This window comes from Caulobacter sp. GW821-FHT11E10 (genome assembly GCF_058808375.1).
The window spans coordinates 198,836-221,058 of the sequence record NZ_JBXARP010000004.1 but is presented as its reverse complement, the minus strand read 5'-3'; the positions used below and the strand labels follow the sequence as shown (position 1 = coordinate 221,058).

14 protein-coding genes are annotated in these 22,223 nt (G+C 67.5%); 7 read left to right on the top strand and 7 right to left on the bottom strand.

What is annotated here, in order from left to right; translation table 11 throughout:
• The first annotated feature begins 300 nt into the window (after positions 1–300).
• The 3 genes from AC1RRV_RS09725 to AC1RRV_RS09715 all read left to right on the top strand — a co-directional run bounded on the left by AC1RRV_RS09725 (position 301) and on the right by AC1RRV_RS09715 (position 3,058).
• A complete protein-coding gene (locus AC1RRV_RS09725) occupies positions 301–1,407 on the top strand; it encodes a putative urea ABC transporter substrate-binding protein (protein WP_492859419.1) in 1,107 nt (368 codons plus the stop codon).
• A 69-nt stretch (positions 1,408–1,476) separates the two neighbouring features.
• A complete protein-coding gene (locus tag AC1RRV_RS09720) occupies positions 1,477–2,295 on the top strand; it encodes an ABC transporter permease (protein ID WP_492859418.1) in 819 nt (272 codons plus the stop codon).
• Between the two features lies 1 nt (position 2,296).
• Positions 2,297–3,058, top strand: a complete 762-nt coding sequence (locus tag AC1RRV_RS09715; protein ID WP_492859417.1) for an ABC transporter ATP-binding protein — start codon at positions 2,297–2,299, stop codon at positions 3,056–3,058.
• 134 nt (positions 3,059–3,192) lie between these two features.
• On the opposite strand, the gene atzF is transcribed toward AC1RRV_RS09715, so the two are convergent.
• From atzF to AC1RRV_RS09685, 6 genes are all read right to left on the bottom strand, one after another.
• The gene (gene atzF, locus AC1RRV_RS09710) at positions 3,193–4,977 is read right to left on the bottom strand and encodes an allophanate hydrolase (protein ID WP_492859416.1); all 1,785 of its coding nucleotides are present in this window, start codon (positions 4,975–4,977) and stop codon (positions 3,193–3,195) included.
• Positions 4,974–8,597, bottom strand: a complete 3,624-nt coding sequence (uca, locus tag AC1RRV_RS09705; protein WP_492859415.1) for an urea carboxylase — start codon at positions 8,595–8,597, stop codon at positions 4,974–4,976. The genes atzF and uca overlap by 4 nt, the downstream gene beginning before the upstream one ends.
• Before the next feature lie 7 nt (positions 8,598–8,604).
• Positions 8,605–9,234, bottom strand: coding sequence for an urea amidolyase associated protein UAAP2 (locus tag AC1RRV_RS09700; protein ID WP_492859414.1), 630 nt, complete (start codon positions 9,232–9,234; stop codon positions 8,605–8,607).
• Between the two features lie 7 nt (positions 9,235–9,241).
• Positions 9,242–10,066, bottom strand: coding sequence for an urea amidolyase associated protein UAAP1 (locus AC1RRV_RS09695; protein ID WP_492859413.1), 825 nt, complete (start codon positions 10,064–10,066; stop codon positions 9,242–9,244).
• Positions 10,066–10,536, bottom strand: coding sequence for a CopG family ribbon-helix-helix protein (locus AC1RRV_RS09690; RefSeq protein WP_492859412.1), 471 nt, complete (start codon positions 10,534–10,536; stop codon positions 10,066–10,068). The genes AC1RRV_RS09695 and AC1RRV_RS09690 overlap by 1 nt, the downstream gene beginning before the upstream one ends.
• Before the next feature lie 142 nt (positions 10,537–10,678).
• The gene (locus AC1RRV_RS09685) at positions 10,679–10,939 is read right to left on the bottom strand and encodes a helix-turn-helix domain-containing protein (RefSeq protein WP_492859411.1); all 261 of its coding nucleotides are present in this window, start codon (positions 10,937–10,939) and stop codon (positions 10,679–10,681) included.
• Positions 10,940–11,289: 350 nt separating this feature from the next.
• Between AC1RRV_RS09685 and AC1RRV_RS09680 the strand changes: the two genes are divergently transcribed.
• Positions 11,290–11,967: a FadR/GntR family transcriptional regulator gene (locus AC1RRV_RS09680; protein WP_492859410.1), complete on the top strand. Its 678-nt coding sequence runs from the start codon at positions 11,290–11,292 to the stop codon at positions 11,965–11,967.
• Here AC1RRV_RS09680 and AC1RRV_RS09675 read toward each other — a convergent pair.
• On the bottom strand, positions 11,938–12,528 hold the full coding sequence (locus tag AC1RRV_RS09675; protein WP_492859409.1) for a gluconokinase: 591 nt from the start codon (positions 12,526–12,528) through the stop codon (positions 11,938–11,940). The genes AC1RRV_RS09680 and AC1RRV_RS09675 overlap by 30 nt on opposite strands.
• Positions 12,529–12,703: 175 nt before the next feature.
• Between AC1RRV_RS09675 and AC1RRV_RS09670 the strand changes: the two genes are divergently transcribed.
• From AC1RRV_RS09670 to AC1RRV_RS09660, 3 genes are all read left to right on the top strand, one after another.
• Positions 12,704–15,739 (top strand): glycosyl hydrolase family 28-related protein, encoded by a 3,036-nt coding sequence (locus AC1RRV_RS09670; RefSeq protein ID WP_492859408.1) that lies wholly within the window; start codon positions 12,704–12,706, stop codon positions 15,737–15,739.
• Between the two features lie 70 nt (positions 15,740–15,809).
• A complete protein-coding gene (locus AC1RRV_RS09665; RefSeq protein ID WP_492859407.1) occupies positions 15,810–18,851 on the top strand; it encodes a glycosyl hydrolase family 28-related protein in 3,042 nt (1,013 codons plus the stop codon).
• A 177-nt stretch (positions 18,852–19,028) separates the two neighbouring features.
• Positions 19,029–21,986 (top strand): TonB-dependent receptor plug domain-containing protein, encoded by a 2,958-nt coding sequence (locus tag AC1RRV_RS09660; protein WP_492859406.1) that lies wholly within the window; start codon positions 19,029–19,031, stop codon positions 21,984–21,986.
• The last annotated feature ends 237 nt before the right edge of the window (positions 21,987–22,223 follow it).

Genomic DNA, 22,223 nt, shown 5'->3' with positions numbered 1-22,223 from the left:
CCGTGAAGCCGTCGCGGATCAGGCGCCAGAGGCGGGCAGCTAGCTTCGAAAGCATGATGGCGACCTCGCTGCTAAGGCGCCAAGCTGCGTGGCGCCGAGGCCGGAGGCAAACCGTGGCCTTGGCAATTGCGCCGAGCGGAGTGTGAACGGCGCGCGATGTGGCGCCTGCGGGCTGAAAGGCCTGCTTTTTTGGCAGTTCGGGCCCGGCCGCGCGTACGGATGACCTGTTGTCGGTATTACGATTGCGGCAACTCGTAATATGTCGAACGCTTTCCTCAGCGAATTCGGAGGGAGCCGCAGATGAGTATCCTGTTCACCCGCAAGCGTTTCATGGCGGCCATGGTCGCGTCCTGTCTGGCCCTGGCCTCATGCGGACCCAAGTCCGCCGAGAAAGCGCCCGAGGCGCCGGCCGCCGCGGCCAAGACCAGCTACAAGATCGGCTGGACGATCTATGCGGGCTGGATGCCCTGGGCCTATGCCCAACAGTCGGGCATCGTGAAAAAGTGGGCCGACAAGTACGATGTCGATATCGAGCTGGTGCAGATCAACGACTACGTCGAGTCCCTGAACCAGTTCTCGGCCGGCAAGCTGGACGGCGTCACCGCCACCAACATGGACGCCCTGACCGTGCCCGCCGCGGCCGGCAAGGACACCACCGTCCTGATGATCGGCGACTATTCCAACGGCAATGACGGCGTCATCCTGAAGAACGGCGCGACCCTGGCCGACATCAAGGGCCGTCCCGTCAATCTGGTCGAGCTGTCGGTCTCGCACTATCTGCTGGCCCGCGCTCTGGAGAATGCCGGCCTGAAGATGGCCGACATCAAGACGGTCAACACCTCCGACGCCGACATCGTCGCCGCCTATAACGCGGCCGACACCAAGGCCTTGGTGACCTGGAACCCGCAGCTGTCCGAAGTGAAGAAAGCGCCTGGCGCGACCCTGGTGTTCGACAGCTCCAAGATCCCCGGCGAGATCCTCGACGGCCTGATGGTCAGCACCGAGGCCCTGAAGGCCAACCCGAACCTCGGCAAGGCCCTGACCGGCATCTGGTACGAGACCCTGGCCCTGACCGTCGCCCAGACGCCCGAAGGCAAGGCGGCCCGCGAGGCGATGGCCAAGCTGTCGGGCTCGGACCTGGCCAGCTTCGAGAGCCAGCTGAAGACGACCTATCTCTATGCCGATCCCAAGGCCGCCCTGGCGGCGACGGTCAGCCCGGACCTGGTCACGGCCAACGACCGCGTCCGCAAGTTCAGCTTCAGCATGGGCCTGTTCGGCCAGGGCGCGAAGTCGGTGGACGACATCGGCATCACCTTCCCGGGCGGCAAGACGCTGGGCGACCCGGCTAATGTGAAGCTACGCTTCGACACGACCTATGTTCAGCTGGCCGCCGACGGCAAGCTGTAGCTTGAAGACGCCGCCTCGCCGTCAGGGCGGGGCGGCCACGCCCTCCAGCACCAGGACTTTCACGACCTTATGCGCCGCTTGCTGAATGTCAGACCAAGAGGCGGCCTCAGCGTGTTGCTGGGCCTGCTGCCGCTGCTGGCCGTGGCGCTGGTCTATCTGATGGCCTCCCAGGCCCGTCATGCCGAGAACCCCCGTGACAAGCTGCTGCCGACCCCGACAGCCATGGTCGAGGCGGTGCAGCTGATGGCCAAGGTCGATCCGCTGACCGGCGACGCGCCGTTGGTGGTCGACACCGTCGCCAGCTTGAAGCGGATCGGCGTGGCTCTCGTGATCGGAACCGGTACGACCCTGATCCTGGGGTTGGGCCTCGGTCTGCTGCCGGTGCTCAGGGCCAAGTTCGGACCGCTGGTGGCGGCCATCGCCGTGGTGCCGCCGATCGCGGTGCTGCCGATCCTCTTCATCGTCTTCGGTCTCGGCGAAACGGCCAAGATCGCCCTGATCGTCATCGGCATCACCCCGGTGATGGTCCGCGACTTGGCGGCCCACGTGGCCGCGATCCCGGAGGAGCAGCTGGTCAAGGCCCAGACCCTGGGCTCCAGCACCTGGCAGCTGGCGGTGCGGGTGGCGTTGCCCCAGGCCATGCCCCGGCTGATCGACAGTCTGCGCCTGTCGCTGTGTCCCGCCTGGGTTTACCTGATCTCGGCCGAGGCGATCGCCGCCGACGTTGGCCTCGGCTACCGGATCTTCCTGGTCCGCCGCTACATGTCGATGGACATCATCCTGCCCTATGTCGTCTGGATCTCGATCCTGGCCGTGGCGATGGACGTGGCCCTGAAGCTCGCCAGCCGCCGCGCCTATCCCTGGGCTCACCCGGCGAGAGGGCGCTGAGATGGATCTGCTGACCTTCCGCAACGTGTGGGTGGAGTACGGCGACAAGGTCGTGCTCGAGAATGTCGACCTGTCGATCAAGCAGGGCAGCTTCGTCTCCATCGTCGGACCGTCCGGCGCGGGCAAGAGCACCTTCCTGCGCCTGGCCCTGGGCCAGGAGGCGCCGACCAAGGGCGCGATCGATCTGGACGGCCGCAAACTGCGCGCCGAACCGGGCCCCGACCGAGGCGTGGTGTTCCAGAAGTACTCGGTGTTCCCGCACCTCAACGCCCGCGACAACGTGGTGTTCGGTCTCGACTGCGAGGGCTCGCCGTTCCTGGGACGCTTGTCGGGCGCCAAGCGTCGCGCGGCGGCGGAGCAGGCCGACCGGATGCTGGCCGCCGTCGGCCTGGGCGACAGCGGCGACGTCTACCCCGCCCAGATGTCGGGCGGCATGCAGCAGCGTCTGGCCATCGCCCAGGCCCTGATCAAGAAGCCGCGCATCCTGCTGCTGGACGAGCCGTTCGGGGCCCTCGATCCCGGCGTTCGCCTCGACATGCACGAGCTGATCACCGGTCTTTGGCGCGAGCACGGCCTGACCATCATGATGGTCACCCACGACATCAAGGAAGCCTTCAAGCTGGGCACCCGCGTCCTGGCCTTCGACAAGCGCCGCCGCGACCCGCAGGCGCCGCATCGCTATGGCTCGACGGCGGTCTATGACTTCCCGCTCGATAAGCCTGGCGCGGTCGGGCCCGAAGCCTTGGCGGGGTTGGGGGCGTAGTCCTTTTTCCCCTTGTGGAAGAAGGTGGCGCGCAATGCCGGATGAGGGGTTTCGTAAAACGTCGAACGCCGCGCCCATGGAGGTGGGCGCGGCGTTTGTGCTCTTCAGCCGCTCCCGCAAAGGGAGCAGACTCGTCAGGTCAGGGAAGCGATATAGGCACGCCATCCACCCAGCGCTGTGATGTCGGTCGCCCCATTCAGCGCGCGGGGTTCGGCGACGAAGCCCTTCACCGAACTCCCGTCCTCCAGGGTCACCGTGCCGATGGCCAGGGGCGCGGGGACCTCGGCGGTGAAGCTGCCGAAGGCTTCGAAGTCCAACTCATAGACCTCGACCAGGATCGACGAACCGCCGTCTCCCACATGGATCAGGGCCGGCTTGGGCGGGGTGGTCTCGGCCATGGCGTAGAGCTTGTAGGCCGGGGCGGTCCTGGTCGCCGCGACCAGCCGGGCCTCGCGCGAGGTCAGCTGCCAGTGCAGCGGCATGCCGGCCAGGTGGGCGCCGACCACGGCCAGCTTCACGCCGGACTTCTTGGGCGTCAGGTCCAGCGGGGGCGTGTCGGCCATGGGGAAGGTCTCCAGATAGCGCTCGGCCAGGGCCAGCAGCGCGCGGTCGGCGAAGGCCGGTCCGATCAGGGTGACGCCGAAGCCGGTCCCGTTCTCGCGGAAGCCGGCCGGGACGGCGAGGGCGCTCATGTCGAGCAGGTTCACGAAGTTGGTGTAGAGGCCCAGATTGGCGTTCAGCGCGATCGGCTCGGCCAGCACTTCCTTCAGGCGGTAGATGGTCGGGGCCGTGGGCAGCAGCATGACATCGGCCGCATCCCAGATCGCTTCAGCCGCGCGGCGATAGGCCTCCAGGGCGTAGAGGCCCTTGAAGGTCTCGACGCCGGTGACCGCCACGCCGCCCTGGACGATAGCCCGCACGGTGGGATGGATCGCGCCGGGCTTGTCGCGCAGCAGGTCCTCGACGGCCGCCGTCCGCTCGGCCACCCAAGGACCGCTGTAGAGCAGCTTGGCGCAGTCGAGCAGCGGGGTGATGTCGACCTCGACGGGCGTCCCGCCGGCCGTTGCCATGCGGTCGATGGCGGCGGCGTATAGCACGGCCGACTGCTCGTCGCCCATGAACAGGCGCTGGTCGGGGCGGGGTACGCCGAAGCGGAAGGTTCCGGACGGCGCGGTCGGCGGCGAGGCCGGCGCGCGGCGCGAATAGTCGTCCTCGGCGTCGAAGGCGGTCAGCACCGCGTCGACCAGGGCCGCGCCGGCGAGGTCGTCGGCGAAGACGCTGATGCAGTCCAACGAGCGGCAGGCCGGAACCAGGCCGCGCGTGCTCCAGCGGCCCTTGGAGGGCTTCAGGCCGATCAGGTGATTGAAGGCGGCCGGCACGCGGCCCGACCCGGCCGTGTCGGTGCCGAGGGCGAAGGCGACCAGGCCCGCCGCCACGGCGACGGCCGAGCCGGAGCTGGAGCCGCCGCTGACATAGTCCTGGTCGAACACGCACAGCGGGGCGCCATAGGGGCTGCGGACCCCGACCAGGCCGGTGGCGAACTGGTCCAGATTGGTCTTGCCGATCAGGATCGCGCCGGCCTCGACCAGCCGCTCGACCACGGTCGCCGAGCGGTCGGGCGTATGGGCGAAGGCCGGGCAGGCAGCGCTGGTCGGCAGGCCGGCGACGTCGATATTGTCCTTCACCGCGAACGGCACGCCAGCCAAGGGCAGGGCCTCACCGGCCGCGATCCGGGCGTCGACCGCGCGGGCCTGGGCCAGGACGGACTCGGGCGCGAGCTTCAGGATCCAGGTCTGCGGCTGGATCAGGTCATAGGCGGCGACGGCGTCGAGGGCGGTTTGCGCGACCTCGACCGCGCTGGCTCCACTGTTGACGGCATCGGCGATGGTGGTGACCGACAGACGCTGGAAGTCGCTCATGCCGCCGCTTCCAGGTCTGACGCGATGGCGACGATCGGCGCGCCCGCGGCGATAGCCTGTCCAGGTTGAGCGTAGACGGCGGTGACGACGCCGGCTGTCGAACTGTTGACGTCGCACTCGGCCTTCATCGCCTCGATGACCGCGATCACCGCGCCGGCCGCGACCCGCTGGCCGGGCTCGACCAGCACCTTCCAGACATTGCCGCCCAGCGGGGCCTCGATCAAGTCGCTGCCGTCCGGGACCACGATGGCCGCCGCGTCGCCGGTGTCGTCGGCGACACTGGACAGGGCCTCGACCCGGGCGAACTCGCCCTTGGCCTCCCAGTCGGCGCGCTCGGCGTCGAAGGCGGCCTGGCGCGTGGCCTGGAAGACCTCGATGCTGTCGGCATTGTCGGACAGCATCTTGCGGTAGTCCGAGAGCCGGAAGGTCTCTTCCTCGATGCGGATCTGGCGGCGGCCCAGCGGGAAGTCGCGGCGCCACTCGACTAGTTCGTCGGCGCTGACCGGGAAGAAGCGGATCTGGTCGAAGAACCGCAGCAGCCAGGGCTTGCCGTCGGTGAAGGCGTCGGTTTGCCGCCAGGTGTTCCAGACCTGGATGGTGCGCCCGAACAGCTGATAGCCGCCCGGTCCCTCCATGCCGTAGATGCACATATAGGCCCCGCCGATGCCGACCACGTTGGGCGGGGTCCAGGTGCGGGCCGGATTGTACTTGGTGGTCACCAGCCGGTGGCGCGGATCGACCGGGGTGGCGACGGGCGCGCCCAGATAGACGTCGCCCAGGCCCATCACCAGATAGCGGGCGTCGAAGACGGTGCGCTGGACGTCGTCGATGCTGTCCAGGCCGTTGACCCGGCGGATGAACTCGATGTTGTCCGGGCACCAGGGCGCGTCGTCGCGGACCGCCTGCATGTACTTGTCGATGGTCTGGTAGATCGCGGGATCCTTCCAGCTCAGCGGCAGGTGGACGACGCGCGACGGGATCTCGAAATCGTCCAGCCCGCCCAGCCGCTCCTCGGCCGCGACCAGGGCCGCCAGCAGGTCGGCCTGGGTCAGGCGCCGGCTGTCATAGTGGACCTGCAGCGAGCGTATGCCGGGGGTCAGGTCGATGACGCCGGGCAGGGCCAGGCTCTGCAGTTCCAGCAGCAGGGCGTGAATGCGCAGGCGCAGTTCCAGGTCCAGCACGATGGGGCCGTATTCGACCAGCAGATGTTGATCACCTTGGCGGCGATAGAGGACGCGGGGGCGGTGGCCGTCCTCGAGCAGTTCGGCCAGGATCGGGCTGTCACCCCGGGGCGGCCGCGCCGCCGTCGGCTTGGGCGGCGCGACCAGGTGGGCGATCAGGACTTCCTGCTCGTCCAGCGCCAGGGCGGCCGAGGCGTCATCGACGACGTCGAAGCGGACGGTGTCGCCCGGCGCCAGCTGCCCCGCCTTCCAGAGATCGGCCTGGATGATCACGAACGGGCAGACAAACCCGCCCAGCGAGGGGCCGTCCGGTCCCAGAATGATCGGCATGTCGCCGGTGAAGTCGACCGCGCCGATGGCGTAGGCGTTGTCGTGGATGTTGGACGGATGCAGCCCGGCCTCGCCACCGTCGCGCCGTGCCCATTCGGGCTTGGGGCCGACCAGCCGCACGCCGGTGCGGTTGGAGTTGTAGTGCACCTTCCAGTCCGTGCCGCCGATCATGGCGACGTCGCCGGGCGTGAAGAAGTCCGGCGCGCCGTGCGGACCGGGCAGAACGCGGATGGTCCAGGCCTTGGTCGTGGCGGGGCGCAGCGGCTCGGCCAAGGGCGCGGCGGTGGTCGATGGCGCGCCGTCCAGCAGCCGCAGCACGTCGCCGGCCGTCAGGTTGCGTCCCGCATGGCCGCCGAAGCCGCCGAGGGTGAAGGTCGAGCGACTGCCCAGATAGGCCGGAACGTCCAGGCCACCCTGGAAGGCGAGATAACCGCGCAGGCCCGCACCGACGACGCGGCCGATTTTCAGGGTCTGGCCGGCGGCGACGGTGATCGGGGCATAGGCCTCGACCGCGACGCCGTCGAGCTTGGCGTCGAACGCCGCGCCGGTCAGGCACACGACGGCCGAGCGGTTGAATTTCAGGGTCGGGCCGAGGGCGGTGATCTCCAGCCCGGCGGCGTCCTCGCCATTGCCCAGCAGGCGGTTGCCGAGCCGGAAGGCCAGGGCGTCCATCGGTCCCGACGGCGGTACGCCGACGTCCCAATAGCCCTGGCGGCCGGGCCAGTCCTGCACGGTGGTCGCCGGACCACCGCTCAACACCTGGATGGTGTCGGGCGTCCAGGTCACGGTCTCCAGGGCGCGGGTCGAAACCTGGCCCGTGACGAAGGGCTCGCTGCGCACCACCGTCCGCAGCCAGTCGAGGTTGGTCTCGATCCCGGCCAGGCGGGTGTCGTCCAGCGCCGCCTGAAGCGCCACCACCGCCGCGGGGCGGTCGGCCGCCGTGACGATCAGCTTGGCCAGCAAGGGGTCGTAGAAGGCGCTGACTTCGGTCCCATCGACCACCCAGCCGTCGGCGCGCACATTCGACGGGAACGACACGTCCGTCAGCACGCCGGAGCTGGGGCGATAGTCCTGGGCCGGGTCCTCGGCATAGAGCCGCACCTGGATCGACGCGCCCTTGGGCTCGGGGGGCGGGGTGTCGAGGAAGGCGAAATCACCCGCCGCGCCGCGCACCATCCATTCGACGAGGTCCACGCCCGTCACCTGCTCGGTGACGCCGTGCTCGACCTGCAGCCGGGTATTGACCTCCAGGAAGAAGAAATCGTCGCGCTCGGCGTCGTAGAGGAACTCCACCGTGCCGGCCGAGCGGTAGTTGGCGGCGGCGGCCAGGCGCGTGGCGGCTTCCAGCAAGGCCGCGCGGGTGGTGGCGGGCAGGCCGGGGGCGGGGGTCTCCTCGACGACCTTCTGGTTGCGTCGCTGCAGCGAGCAGTCGCGCTCGCCCAGGGCCACGACCTTGCCGGCCCCGTCCCCGAACACCTGCACCTCGACGTGGCGGGCCCGGCGCACATAGCGCTCGAGGAACACGCCGCCGTCGCTGAAGTTGCCGGTCGCCAGGCGTTGGACGGCCGCGAAGGCCTCGGCCACGGCTTCGGCGTTTTCGCAGACCCGCATGCCGATGCCGCCGCCACCGGCCGTGGCCTTGAGGATGACCGGGAAGCCGATGCGCTCGGCGGCTTCCAGCGCCGCCGACGGATCGACCAGCAGGTCCGTGCCGGGCGCCAGCGGCACGCCATGCGCCTGGGCCAGGTCGCGAGCCGTGTGCTTGAGGCCGAAGGCGCGGATATTGTCGGCGGTTGGGCCGACGAAGGCGATCCCCGCCGCCTCGCAGGCCTCGGCGAAGCCGGCGTTCTCGCTGAGGAAGCCATAGCCTGGATGAATGGCCTGGGCGCCCGTCGCCTTGGCCGCCGCCAGGATCAGGTCGCCGCGCAGATAGCTCTCGGCCGCTGGCGCGGGACCGATCCGCACGGCCTCGTCGGCCAGGCTGACGTGCAGCGAGCCGGCGTCGGCGTCGCTGAACACCGCCACGGACTTCACGCCCATGGTCTTTAGCGTGCGGATGATCCGGCAGGCGATGGCGCCGCGATTGGCGATCAGGACCTTGTCGAACATGGGGGTCCTATTCCGTGACGATCATGCGCACCGGCGTCGGGTCGAAGCCGTTGCAGGGGTTGTTGATCTGCGGGCAGTTGGAGACCACCACCACGACGTCCATTTCGGCCCGCAGGTCGACATAGAGGCCCGGCGCCGAGATCCCGTCGACGATGCCCAGGGCCCCGTCCGCCTCGACCGGCACGTTCATGAACCAGTTGACGTTGCTGACCATGTCGCGCTTGCCGCGCCCGTGGCGGGCGTTGGCGATCAGAAAGTTCTCGACGCAGGCGTGCTGGGCCTTGGTGTGGTGGCCGTAGCGCAGGGTGTTGCTCTCGCAGGAACAGGCCCCGCCGATCGTGTCGTGATAGGCCACTGCCGTGGCGGTCACCGTCATCATCGGCGCGCCTTCGTTGGATAGCAGCACCGAGCCCTCGCGCAGGAAGACATTGCCCTGGGCGGCGATGGTGTCCTGGGCGCTGTAGCGTTCAGCATCGTCGTCGGCGCTGTAGGCCAGGAAGTCGACGGCCTGGTTGCCCTCCAGGTCGACGATCCGCAGGGTCTGACCGGCCTTGACCGTGTGCAGCCACGGGGCGCGGGCGGGCACCACTTCATCGTGGACGATGGTTCCGGCGAGTGGGGGAGGCGAGGCGGTCATCGGGCCCTCAGCGACGGTAGTAGTCTTCGACGTTCAGGAAGGCGCGCAGGCCCTCTGGCGTCGCGTTGCGGATCGGGTCGGCTTCTGGCGTAACGGGGCCTCGCCAGGCGGTCGCCCGCAGCGGTGTGACGGCGTAGTCGAGGCGTGGGTCCAGCACGTGCGGGCAGTTGGTCAGCACGACGACCAGGTCCATCTCGGCGCGCAGGGTGACGAACCGGCCCGGCGGATAGGGGCCAACGTCGAGCACCGTTTCGCCGCCTTGAGCGATCCGCACATCCTTGAAGAGGTTCAAGCAGGGATGGATGTCCTTGCGGCCCAGGCCGAACTTGGCCACGCCCAGCGAGAAACGATCGCGGGCGTTGGGGTGAGCGCCGTGGTTGAAGCCGTCGCCGTACTTGCGGGCGTTGCTGGCCTGGTTGGAGGCCCCGCAGAAGGCGTCGTGGGTTCCAGCGGTGTCCTCGACCAGGCTGGCCAGCACCCGGCCCATGTCCGACAGCAGCAGGCGCCCCTGGCCCAGATAGCCGTTCCACTGGACCTTCAGCGTGTCGGCGATGTTCAGCCGCTCGATCGGGCGCTCGGCATTGAACAGCAGCAGTGAGGGGCTGGCGTCGCCGGCCAAGTCCGTCAGGCGCAGGCGGGTCCCACGCGCGATCTGGCGGCTGGCGTAACCGCCTGGCGCAATGGTCTCGTCCCAGACGACGCCGGCGGCGACAACACCTTCCGGCAAATTGACGGCCGCCGTGGCCGGCACGGTGGGCATGGCCTCGGCCCGAGTTCCGGCCTGAGCTCGGGCGTGGGCCCGGGCGGCGTAAGGATCGGCGGTCTGGCTCATCAGGCCGGTGCTCCGTCTTCACCGTGGAAATGCAGCGGCGGCAACAGGGCGGTGGTGGTGACCAGCTTGATCTGCTGCACGCCCCGCACCTTGCGCAGGTCGTCGCACAGCTGCCGCAGGCGCTCGAACGGCCCTTGGACCAGCAGGACCTCCATGGCCTGATCGTCCTCCAGGAAGACGTTCTGGGCCGAGATCACTTCCTTTACATAGCCGAGTTGGGCCTGGGCGAGAGCGTGGCGCACCCGCCCGCTCTCCGCGCGATAGATCAGGGTGACGGTGCCGGCCAGGACGGCGTCGGGACGCTCGGCGGTGTGCTCAGCCAGCTCGTGGCGGATCAGTTCGGCGATCATCTGCGAGCGGCTGGGCAGGCCGCGCTCGGCGACCATGGCGTCGAGCTGCGCCATCAGTTCGGCCGGCAGGCTAATGCTTAGGCGAGCGAGGGTGGGGGAGGACGTATCCATAAGGGGCATCCATCGTCGATATTACGAAGGATGCAATGTGTAATACTGATGGCCGCCTCGGGTCGAGGCGCGGCGCCTCTGTTTTGGGCGACGTGCGACTGATCGTTACGCATTGAGCTAACGACGGCGCCCCGTGCGGGCCGCTGACGCTCTAGCGGGTGGCGGACTGAAGTCCATGGACCAGCGCCTGGGCCGCGATCGCGGCTTGGGTGCGATTGTGGACATTGAGCTTCCGCATGAGCGCGGTCATGTGCGCCTTGACCGTGGCTTCGGCGATGCCGAGGTCGAAGGCGATTTGCTTGTTGAGCCGTCCCGAGTTGACGCCTTCCAGGACCTTCATCTGGGTTGGCGTGAGCCCAGCTAGCGCGGTCTCGAAATTCCGATCGGCAACGCGGACTTCGGTCGTCTTCATTTCTGAATCCCTCTGCTCCATCCCTGCGCGTCTGTCTTGCGATGACGCAGCGTTCGCCCGTTGTCCGCCGAATTTCGGCTGGCTGCCCGAGTCTCTGGAAATGATGGTAGCGCTATCTGTCAGACAGGTTCAAGAGATTTTGCAAATGGGAACGTGCACATTCTCAAAACTGGCGCCTATCGGATAAAGCTGTCATACAGCTTGTCGAATTTCACGGATAGCGCATGAACGCGTGTCCTCCGCGCCTGAAGGCCTGGCGGGTGTCCAAGTCGGTTGGCGGGTTGGCCGCCCGCCACTTTCTATCCGTCGCGAACAGCGCGATGGTGGGTTGTCGATGTGGGGAGCGATGGATGACCGAAGGCCGCCTGGCCGACCGGGCCTATACGGGCATTGTGGAGATGATCAACGCCGACGGATTGGCCATAGGCGATCGTTTGCCATCCGAATCCCGCCTGGCGGAAATCTTTGGCATGTCGCGCACCGTTGTGCGCGAAGCCCTGGTCCGGCTCGCAGCCGACAGCATCACCGAGGCGCGTCGCGGCGCCGGATCTTTCGTCAAGAACCGCCCATCCGACAAGCTGGGCGCCTACATGCCCCTCTCGGAACTGCCGTCGACCATGGGCAGCTATGAGGTGCGCTTCGTGCTCGAAGCCGAGGCGGCGCGGCTGGCGGCCATGCGGCGCTCGGCCGAAGAGATGACCAGCATTGAGGACGCGCTTTCCAAACTGCGTGACGCGCTGCTGTCGAACGCCCCGGCCCATGCCGAGGATATGGAACTGCATCGCAGGATCGTGCTGGCGACCGCCAATCCCGCCTTCCTGGTCACCTTCGAGGCGCTGGAGGCGGATGTCGACCGGATCATGCGCGCGGGCGTCGATATCTCGAGGTCGCGGCCTCCGGAGGCGATCGGCGAGATGATGCGCGAGCACGAGATGATCGTCGAGGCGATCCGGGCGCAGGACGGCGACGGCGCCGCCCTCGCCATGCGGTGGCATCTCTCACGAGGACGAAAGCGGCTGATGCCCTAGGCGTAGCGCGGCGTCGATCGCGAGCGCGGGGTTGTCCAACCAGGCCTGGGTGATCTCGCAGAGCCGCTCGGGGGAGACAGCGGCGTCGAGGGTGAAGACCGCCTCGTCGGCGTCCGGTCGCTCCAGGGTGGCCAATTGGCTGCCGAGCAAGGTGGCCGGCATGAAGTGATCCGAGCGTTGGGACAAACGGCGGAGGAGTTCGTCGTGACTGGCGTCGAGCAACACGAAGCGCACCGGGCCGGCGATGGTCATCCGCAGACGCTCGCGATAGCTGCGTTTCAACGCCGAGCAGGCCGCCACGACCCGCCCGCGGGAGGCCAGGGCTTCGCCGACGGCGCGGCCCAGTCGGTCGAGCCAGGGCCAGCGGTCATCGTCAGCAAGGGGCTGGCCCGCGCGCATCTTGGCCACCGCCTGCGCGTCGTGAAAGGCGTCGCCCTCCAGGAAGGGGCAGTCGAGCTTGTTCGCCAGGAGGCCGCCCAGCGTCGACTTTCCACTTCCGCTCACGCCCATCGCGATGACGGCGAGGCCGGCCGGGGGTGCAAGACTCGGTGGCGATGGCAAGCGATGTCCCCGGAAGGCGTCGGAAGGGCGGAGTAGGCGCGTCGATACCGACGAGCCAAGCTTGGAGCTGGGTTTCTAGCGGCGGGTCGGATGGGCTGTAACTACGACCATGGTCGAGGGTGGAGGTCGGGGCGGCGCCCTTTAGTCTTCCGTCAAAGTAGATTTGGGGAGCGGCATGCGAGCGATCCTGTTGTCGGCGGTCTTGTCGGGGATGTGCGTGGTGTCCTCCCCCGCCATCGCGGCGGCGCCCGCCCAATCCGTGCTGCCAAAGGCGCCCGACGACCCGCGCGCAATTACCGTCAAGGGTGTGGGCGACGGCCGCGCGGACGACACCGACGCCGTTCAGCAAGCGATTGACGCCGCCCGGGACAAGACGGGGCACGGCCTGGTCTTCCTGCCGTCGGGCCGCTATCGCCTCAGCCGCAGCATCCTCGTGCCGCCGGGCGTCCGCGTCTTCGGTGTCGGCCCAACGCGGCCGGTCTTCGTCCTGGGGGCCAGGACGCCTGGCTTCCAGGAAGGCGTGGGCACGATGATCGTGTTCACGGGCGGCGACCAGTATCAGGTCGGCGACATCCCCGTGCCGGTCCCGACCGTCAGGCCCGCGACCGCCAGGGTGCGCGACGCCAATTCCGGAACCTTCTACTCGTCGATGAGCAACATCGACATCGAGATCGGCGACGGCAATCCGGCCGCGGCGGGCGTCCGGTTCCGAATGGCCCAGCACGCCTTCCTGCGGCACATGGATTTCCGCATCGGCTCGGGCTTCGCGGGCGTCTACCAGGCCGGCAACATCATGGAGGACGTCCACTTCCATGGCGGCCGCTATGGCATCGTAACGGAGAAGACCTCACCCGCCTGGCAGTTCACGCTCGTGGACTCGACGTTCGATGGTCAACGCGACGCGGCGATCCGCGAGCATGAGGTCGACCTGACCCTCGTCAACGTGGCCATCAAGAACACGCCGGTCGGGATCGAAATCGACCGTGGCTACAGCGACAGCCTGTGGGGCAAGAACGTCCGGTTCGAGAACGTCTCCAAGGCCGGTGTGGTCATCTCCGCCGAGGAAAGCGTCTTCACTCAAGTCGGTTTCGAGAATGCCGTGGCGTCCAACACCCCGGTATTCGCCCGCTTCCGCGACAGCGGCAAGACCGTGCCGGGGAAGGGCGGGACCTATCGCGTGGCTTCGTTCACCTACGGTCTGACGCTGCCGGGGCTCGGCCAGATGGGTGAATACAAGACCCTCGCCGATATCGCGCCGCTGAAGGCCTTGCCAGCTGGGACGCCGCTGGCGCTTCGGGCGCTGCCGCCGATGAGCGAGTGGACCAACGTCAAGACGCTGGGCGCCAAGGGCGACGGCGCGACCGATGACACCGCCGCCCTTCAGAAGGCGATCGACACACACCGGGTGCTCTACCTGCCGATCGGTTTCTACATGGTCTCCGACACGTTGAAGCTTCGGCCCGAGACGGTGCTGATCGGCTTGCACCCGGCCCTGACGCAGCTGGTCATCCCGGACAACAATCCTCGCCATGCCGACGTCGGGACGGTGACGCCGATCCTTGAGACGCCACGCGGCGGCGACAACATCCTGTCGGGGATCGGCCTGTTCACGGGCCGCATCAATCCACGCGCGTCGGCCTTGCTCTGGCGGTCGGGCGAGCAGTCGCTGGTGACCGACGTTAAGATCATGGGCGGCGGCGGCACGCCCACCGCCGACGGCAAGCCGCTGGGCGCGGCCCAGGCGCGCAGCGGCGATCCCGTGGCTGACGGCCGCTGGGACGCGCAGTATCCCAGCGTCTGGGTGACCGACGGCGGCGGCGGGACGTTCGCCAACGTCTGGAGCCCGAACACCTTCGCCTCGGCCGGCTTCTATATCTCCGACACCAGCACGCCGGGCCACATCTACGAGGTCTCGGTCGAGCACCACGTGCGCAACGAGTTCGTGCTCGACAATGTCCAGAACTGGGAGTTCCTGGCGCCCCAGACCGAGCAGGAGGTCGGCGACGGCCCGGACGCGGTTGGGCTGGAGGTGCGCAACTCGCGCAACATCCTGTTCGCCAACTATCACGGCTATCGGGTCACGCGGTCCTACCATCCGGCCGAGACGGCGGTGAAGCTGTTCAACTCGTCCGACATCCGCTTCCGCAACGTCCACATCAACGCCGAGAGCGGCGTCGCCCTCTGCGATGCGCCCCCATCCACTGGCGGCTGCGGGACCTATCTTCGGGCCAGCAAGTACCCGTTCGAGAACGCGATCCAGGACAAGACCCGCAAGCTGGAGGTTCGCGAGCGCGAATTCGCGGTGCTGGACATCAAAGGTGACCCATCGCCGGCTCCTCCGACCACGGATCCGAAGCTTCAGAAGCTGGAGACCGGATTCTGGTCGATTTCCGGCGCGACGGTGGGGGCGGACGGCGCCCTCTACTTCGTGGAAAAGCGCTTCCAGCGGATCTATCGCTGGACCAGGGCCAAGGGCTTGAAAGTGGTGCGCGACAGCTCGCTGGACCCCACGAACCTGGCGGTTGATCGCTCTGGAAAGCTGTTGGTGGTGTCGTCCTACGGGCCACAGGCTTCGGTCTATTCGATCGATCCAGATGGGCCCAAGGACCAGATGACCATGATCACGCCGACCGCCTCGGTCGCGCGCGCCAACGCCAAGACGCTGCTGCCGGTCAATTGGTGGAACAACGGCGAGTTCAAGGACCAGTACGACCCAGCCAAGGGCGAATTCACTACTTTGGCCGAGATGTTCGCTCGTGATGTCGCCACGCCCAAGACGCGGGAATATGTATCGCCTGACGGCAGCGTGTCGTTGCCGGCTTTCCGGGTGTGGCAGCAGGGACCGCCGGACCATGTCGGTTGGCGCTGGGCCGACAGCCTCCAGACCAATGGCCTGATCGGTGGCGCGGTCGGCGAGCGGGTGTTCGTCACCAACGGATCCGAGAACAAGACCTACAGCGGCCTGGTCGGTCCCGGCGGAACGCTGACGGATCTGAAGGTCTTCGCCAACCGGGGCGGCGAGAGCGTCGCGGTCGACGGTCAGGGCCGCGTCTTCGTCGCGAACGGCCAGATCTTCCAGTACGCCCCGGATGGTCGCCTTGTGGGTCGCATCGACGTACCAGAACGGCCCCTGCAATTGATCTTCGGTGGCGAGGACAAGCGGACCCTGTTCGTCCTGACCCATCACTCGCTCTATGCGGTCACGCCCTGAGCGAAGACTTGCGTTTGTTGGCGGCGTGGCCCGACATCGGCCGCCGCGTCGTCGGGTAGGGGAGTTTGGTATGAAGAATTGGGTTGTCGCGCTGGGCGCGGGTTTGGTCGTGCTCACTTCAGCGGTGAGCGGGCCGGTCTGGGCGTCGACCTCGGTCTTCACCACCGTCCCGGACGATCCCGCCGCCGTCGTGGTCAAGGGTCGCGGAGACGGCCGTGCGGACGACAGCGCCGCCCTCCAGCAGGCGATCGACACCGCTTCGGCCAAGCCTGGCGGCGGCCTCGTCTTCCTGCCGTCCGGCCGTTACCGGATCAGCAAGACCATCTTCCTGTGGCCTGGGGTGCGCCTGTTTGGCGTCGGGGCGACCCGTCCCGAGATCGTGCTGGGCGACGCGACGCCGGGCTTCCAGAAGGGCTTGGCCAACATGGTGATCTTCACCGGCGCCAAGCCCGACCCGGCGCGCGCCGTCGCCTTCCCGCCGCCAGGCAGCGTGCCGTTCAACAAGGATGTTCCCGACGCCAATTCCGGGACGTTCTACACCGCGATCAGCAACATCGATTTCAAGATCGGCAAGGGCAACCCGGCGGCGACGGCGATCCGTTTTCACGCCGCCCAGCACGCCTTCGTCAGCCACGCGACGTTCGACATCGGCTCGGGTCTGGCTGGCCTCTACCAGGTCGGCAACGAGGCCGAGGACCTGCACTTCAAGGGCGGGCGCTACGGCATCCTGACCGAGAAGCCGTCGCCGGCCTGGGGCTTCGTGCTGCTCGACTCGACCTTCGAAGGCCAGCGCGACGCGGCGATCCGCGAGCATGAGGCCGGCTTGACCCTGGTCAATGTGACGATGCGCGACACGCCTGTCGGGATCGAGATCGACCGCGGCTACGGTGACTGGCTGTGGGGCAAGAACGTTCGTTTCGAGAACGTCTCGAAGGCCGGCGTTGTCATTTCGAACGAACGTAGCGTCTACACCCAGGTCGGTTTCGAGAACGCCGTCGCCGTGAACACGCCGGTGTTCGCCCGCTTCCGCGACAGCGGCAAGATCCTGCCCGGCAAGGGCAAGGCCTATCGGGTCGCCGCCTTCAATCACGGCCTGACCGTGCCGGCGCTCGGTCAGATGGGCGAGACCCGAACGAACCTGCAGCTCGATGCGCTGGCGACCTCGCCGCCAGCCCGCTCGCCGGCGATCCGGGCCCTGCCGCCGACGTCGGCCTGGACGAACGTACGGGCGCTGGGCGCCAAGGGCGACAACACGACCGACGACACCGCCGCGATCCAGAAGGCGATCGACACTCACCGCGTGATCTATTTCCCGACCGGCTTCTATCGCGTCACCGACACACTCAAGCTGCGCGCCGATACGGTTCTGATCGGCTTGCATCCGAGCCTGACCCAGATCGTGCTGCCTGACCGCACGCCTGCCTATCAGGGCGTGGGCGGACCCAAGGCGTTGGTGGAGTCGGCCGCAGGCGGCGACAACATCGTCTTCGGCCTTGGCCTCTATACTGACGGCGCCAATCCGCGCGCCACGGCCCTGCTGTGGACGGCGGGCGCGAACTCGATGGTCAACGACGTCAAGCTCCAGGGCGGCCACGGCACCAACCTGGCCGACGGGACGCGCTACAACCCCTACAACGGCAACGCCACGGCCGATCCCGATCCTTCCAAGCGTTGGGGTGGCCAGTACCCCAGCCTCTGGGTGACGAACGGCGGCGGGGGGACATTCTCGAACGTCTGGAGCCCGAACACCTACGCCTATTCGGGCATCTACGTGTCCGACACCACGACGCCCGGATACGTCTACCAGGCCTCGGTCGAACACCACCTGCGCTCCGAGATCAGCCTGAACCGCGTCGCCAACTGGGAGTTCCTGGCCCCGCAGACCGAGGAAGAGGCTGGGGAGGGCGAGGAGACCGTCTCGCTGGAGATCCGGGATTCGCACAATATCCTGCTGGCGAACTATCACGGCTATCGCGTGACCCGGACGCGCCGTCCGGCGCCGGCGGCGGTCAGGATCTACAATTCGCGCGACATCCGGTTCCGCAACGTCGCGGTCAATGGCGAGAGCGGCTTTGGGACCTGCGACGAGACCGGCTGCGCGACCTTCACGCGCCTCACGAAATACCCCTACGAGAACGCGATCCAGGACATCACCAGCGGGCTCGAGGTGCGGGAGCGCCAGTTCGCGGTGCTGGATATCGGCGCCGCCCCGCCGACGTCGGTCGCGGCTTCGACCTTCCCCGCCGGGGCTGTGGTCGAGAAGTTGGCCGATGGCTTCTATGGGCTAGGCGGAGCGACGCTGGACGCCGCCGGGACGCTCTATTTCGCCGATCGTCGTCAGCAGCGGATCTACAGCTGGTCGGAGGCGCGCAAGCTGTCGATCGTGCGCGACAACACCCTGGACCCGGTCAACCTGGCCATGGACGCCTCGGGCAACCTGCTGGTGCTCTCGTCGGATGGCCGCAACGGCTCGGTCTACAGCTTCCGGCCCGGCGCCCCTGATGCCGAGGTCACGGTGATCGCGGCTACGCCCGTGGGCGACCATCCCGGCGCGGCGACGGTGCTGCCGGTCAACTGGTGGAACAACGGCGAGTTCAAGGATCAGCTGAATCTCGAGACTTATGAGTTCACGACCCTGGCCGAGCTGTTCGCCCGCGACATGGCCCTGCCGAAGGCCAAGGAATACGTCTCGCCCGACGGCAGCCTGACGCTGCCGGCCTATCGGGTGTTCCAGCAGGGACCGCCCGACTATCGGGGTCTGCGCTTCTCGGACTCGCTGGACAGCTACGGCTTCACCACGGCCAAGCCAGGCCAGCGGGTGTTCGTCGCCAACAGTTCCGAAAACAAGACCTACAGCGGGCTCGTGGGCAAGCACGGCGCGATCACCGACCTGAAGCCCTTCGCGGATCGGGGCGGGGAGAGCGTCGCCGCCGACGGGGAAGGGCGTGTCTATGTCGCCAATGGCCAGGTGTTCGTCTACGCGCCGGACGGCCGGGAGCTTGGTCGTCTGGATATTCCGGAGCGGCCGCTGCAACTGGTGTTCGGTGGTCCGGACAAAAAGACATTGTTCGTGCTGACCCATCACACCCTCTACGCGGTGCGGACCCAATAACCCCTTGATCACGAAGGGCGAGGGCGCCGAGGCGGGTTCGCGTTCGGCTGCCGTCGCTCGCCTCTTGGCGGCGCTCCGGAGCCTACGACCATGGTCGTATAGTTAGCGCTCCCATCGTCTGACAAATTCCTCTCAGGCCATCGAACGGTGGTCTCAATGAAAATGGGAGGGATGCAGATGAGTGCTGTCGGTAGCACGCGAGGGCGATCGTCCTTTTTGAGCGCTCTGCTCGCCACGAGCGCGGTCGCGACGATCCTGGCGACTGGGGCGGCGAACGCACAGCAGGCCGCGCCGGCGTCGGACACCAGCACCGTGACCGAGATCGTCGTCACGGGTACGCGCATCCGAGCCACCGGCTTCACCGCGCCGACCCCGACCCAGGTCCTGGGTCAGGCCGACCTGGAACGCGCCGCCCAGCCGAACATCTTCACGGCCATCACCCAGCTGCCGTCGCTGCAGGGCTCGACCGGCGCGACGACGGGCACGTTCAGCACCTCGAGCGGCCAGCAGGGCCTTAGCTCGTTCTCGCTGCGGGGCCTGTCCACCATCCGCACCCTGACCCTGCTGGACGGCCAGCGGGTCGTGCCGGCCAACGTCACGGGCGTGCCCGACATCAGCATGTTCCCGCAGCTGCTGGTCGAGCGGGTCGACGTGGTCACCGGCGGCGCCTCGGCGTCCTACGGCTCGGATGCGGTCGGCGGCGTGGTCAACTTCGTCACCAACAAACGCTTCGTCGGCCTGAAGGCCAACGTCCTGACCGGCGTGACGACCTATGGCGACAATCACCAGTGGCTGGCGCAGGTCGCGGCAGGCAGGAACTTCATGGACGACCGCCTGCATGTGCAGGTCAGCGGCGAATACGACTGGGAAGAGGGCGTCCCGGCGGGCGGCTTCGGCGAAGACGCGCCGGGTAGCCGCGACTGGTACACGACCGCCACCCTGGTCAATCGCGGTGTCACTAACGACGGCTCGCCGCAGTATCTGTATCGCGAGCACGCCCAGGCCTATCAGTACGCCAAGTACGGCCTGATCAGCGCCGGCCCGCTGCAAGGGACGGCCTTCGACCAGGCCGGCAACCCGTTCCAGTTCCAGTATGGCGGCGGCGGCGTGCCGTCCAAGGCGGCCAACGGCGCGGTCAGCGGCTGCTACACGAACGGCGGCTTCTGCGTCGGCGGCGATCTGTCGGGCAATGTCGGCGTCGGCACCTCGCTGCAGTCGCGCCTCAAGCGCATGAACGCCTATACCCGTGTGGGTTTCGATCTCGACGCCGACAACGAGGTCTACGCCACCTTCAACGCCGCCCGGGTAGAGACCAGCAATCAGCCCAATCCGGGGGCGGCCACCACCAACCTGACGATGTCGTGCTCGAACCCGTACCTGCCGGCCTCGGTCGCGGCCGCCTGCGCGGCCAATGGCGTCACGACCTTCAGCTACGGCCTCAGTAACGCTCTTCTGCCACGCAACATCACGGTCCATCCGACGCGGACCCAATATCGTCTCGTGGTCGGGGCCAACGGCAAGTTCGACGCCATGGGCAAGGACTGGCACTACGACGCCTATTTCACGCACGGCCAGAACACCACGAACATCCACGTTCGCGACATCCTGCTGATGCCGCGCTATCGCGCGGCCATCCAGGCCACCACGGTGGGCGGGCAGATCGTCTGCGTCGATCCGATCGCCCGCGCCAACGGCTGCGTGCCGATCAACATCTTTGGCGGCAAGACGCCCAGCGAAGCGGCCCTGGCCTACATCACGCCCAAGAACGGCCCCTACCAGCACTCGGTCCAGAAGCAGGACGTCGCCAGCATCAACTTCAGCGGCGAGACCTTCTCCGTGCCGGCGGGGCCGGTGTCGCTGGCCTTCGGCGCCGAGTACCGGAAGGAACAGTACCACGTCAAAGGCGACCCCTATGGCGATGGTAACACGGACTCGCCCAACACCGCCGACTACCCCGCCGATCCGGTCCTGACTCCGTCGGGCGCCAATTGGTTCGCGGGCAACTACCACTCCGGCGCCGGCAAGTACTCGGTGAAGGAAGCCTATGCCGAAGTGAACGTGCCGCTAATCAATTCCGAAGCGGCCGGCAAGGCCAACCTCAACATGGCCGGCCGCTGGACCGACTACAGCACCTCGGGCACGGTCTACACCTGGAAGGTCGGCGTCACCTGGGACACGCCCGTCGACGGCGTCCGCCTGCGGGCCGTCACTTCGCGAGACGTGCGAGCCCCGAACCTGTCCGAACTCTTCGCCGCGCCGGTGACGACCACCCAGCCCAACTTCAACAACCCCTTCAACGGCACCGCCCTGACGGTTCTGCAGAACGTGGTGGGCAACCCGGACCTGAAGCCGGAGATCGCCAAGAATGTGACGATCGGCGCGGTGCTGGCCAACCCGTCCTGGCTGCCGGGCTTCAGCGTCTCGGTCGACTGGTACAACATCGTCCTGAATGGCGGCATCTCCAGCCTGGGGGCACAGCAGGTCGTCAATTTCTGCTTCGCGGGCCTCCAGCAGTTCTGTGGCGCCTTCAACTTCGCGCCCGCCCAGGGCACGGCCTTCGTCAACTCCCAGACGTTCAACCTGGCTTCGATCAAGACCAGCGGCTTCGACATCGAGAGCAGCTATCGCTTCGAACTGCCTGACATCCCCGGTCGCTTCACGGTCCGTGGCCTGGCCACCAACGTCCACAAGTTCGTCACCAATCCCGGCATCCCTGGGGCGGTCGCGACCGACTCGGCCGGCCAGAACTCCGGCGCCACGCCGGACTGGAAGGTGCTGGCCATCCAGTCCTGGGACACCGACCGCTTCGCCTTCAGCGTCCAGGAGCGCTGGTTCAGCGATGGCAGGTTCGGCGGAACCACCACCGAATACGTCGAGTGTAAGCCCGGCAGTTGCCCCGTCTCGACCGCCAGCCGGCCGACCCTCGACTTCAACCAAATGAAGGGCGCGACCTATGTCGACATCAGCGCCTCGTACAAGTTCGGCAAGGGTCTGCAGATCTACGGCAAGGTCGACAACCTGCTGAACCGCGATCCGACCCCATCCCCGCAAACCAACACCGGTCTGGACGCCAATCCGGCGCTCTACGATCTGCTGGGCCGGTTCTACCACGTCGGCCTTCGCTACAGCTTCTAGGTCCCGGGCCGCCCGTCCACCTCCCCCCTGGGCGGCCCCGCCCGGGCCCGGATCGGCGCGCTGCCGATCCGTGGCTCGGGCGTCTTCTTGAAGCCTGGTCGCTCGACGCCCGGCGAACACTGGTGCATGTCTCACAGCGGCATGCGCGGAGATAAGTTGAACATGACCGTCCTAGCGACGACAGCACCGGCCCTATCGCGGGGTCGGAGATCGGAACGGCCCCTGAGGGTCGCATTG

Excerpts from the sequence above, each read along its gene's own strand:
- AC1RRV_RS09670 (WP_492859408.1), top strand. The coding sequence starts at position 12,704 with ATGCGAGCGATCCTGTTGTCGGCGGTCTTGTCGGGGATGTGCGTGGTG.
- AC1RRV_RS09695 (WP_492859413.1), bottom strand. The coding sequence starts at position 10,066 with ATGAGCCAGACCGCCGATCCTTACGCCGCCCGGGCCCACGCCCGAGCT.
- AC1RRV_RS09720 (WP_492859418.1), top strand. The coding sequence starts at position 1,477 with ATGCGCCGCTTGCTGAATGTCAGACCAAGAGGCGGCCTCAGCGTGTTG.
- AC1RRV_RS09665 (WP_492859407.1), top strand. The coding sequence starts at position 15,810 with ATGAAGAATTGGGTTGTCGCGCTGGGCGCGGGTTTGGTCGTGCTCACT.
- AC1RRV_RS09725 (WP_492859419.1), top strand. The coding sequence starts at position 301 with ATGAGTATCCTGTTCACCCGCAAGCGTTTCATGGCGGCCATGGTCGCG.
- AC1RRV_RS09680 (WP_492859410.1), top strand. The coding sequence starts at position 11,290 with ATGACCGAAGGCCGCCTGGCCGACCGGGCCTATACGGGCATTGTGGAG.
- atzF (WP_492859416.1), bottom strand. The coding sequence starts at position 4,977 with ATGAGCGACTTCCAGCGTCTGTCGGTCACCACCATCGCCGATGCCGTC.
- AC1RRV_RS09715 (WP_492859417.1), top strand. The coding sequence starts at position 2,297 with ATGGATCTGCTGACCTTCCGCAACGTGTGGGTGGAGTACGGCGACAAG.
- AC1RRV_RS09700 (WP_492859414.1), bottom strand. The coding sequence starts at position 9,234 with ATGACCGCCTCGCCTCCCCCACTCGCCGGAACCATCGTCCACGATGAA.
- AC1RRV_RS09685 (WP_492859411.1), bottom strand. The coding sequence starts at position 10,939 with ATGAAGACGACCGAAGTCCGCGTTGCCGATCGGAATTTCGAGACCGCG.
- uca (WP_492859415.1), bottom strand. The coding sequence starts at position 8,597 with ATGTTCGACAAGGTCCTGATCGCCAATCGCGGCGCCATCGCCTGCCGG.
- AC1RRV_RS09690 (WP_492859412.1), bottom strand. The coding sequence starts at position 10,536 with ATGCCCCTTATGGATACGTCCTCCCCCACCCTCGCTCGCCTAAGCATT.
- AC1RRV_RS09660 (WP_492859406.1), top strand. The coding sequence starts at position 19,029 with ATGAGTGCTGTCGGTAGCACGCGAGGGCGATCGTCCTTTTTGAGCGCT.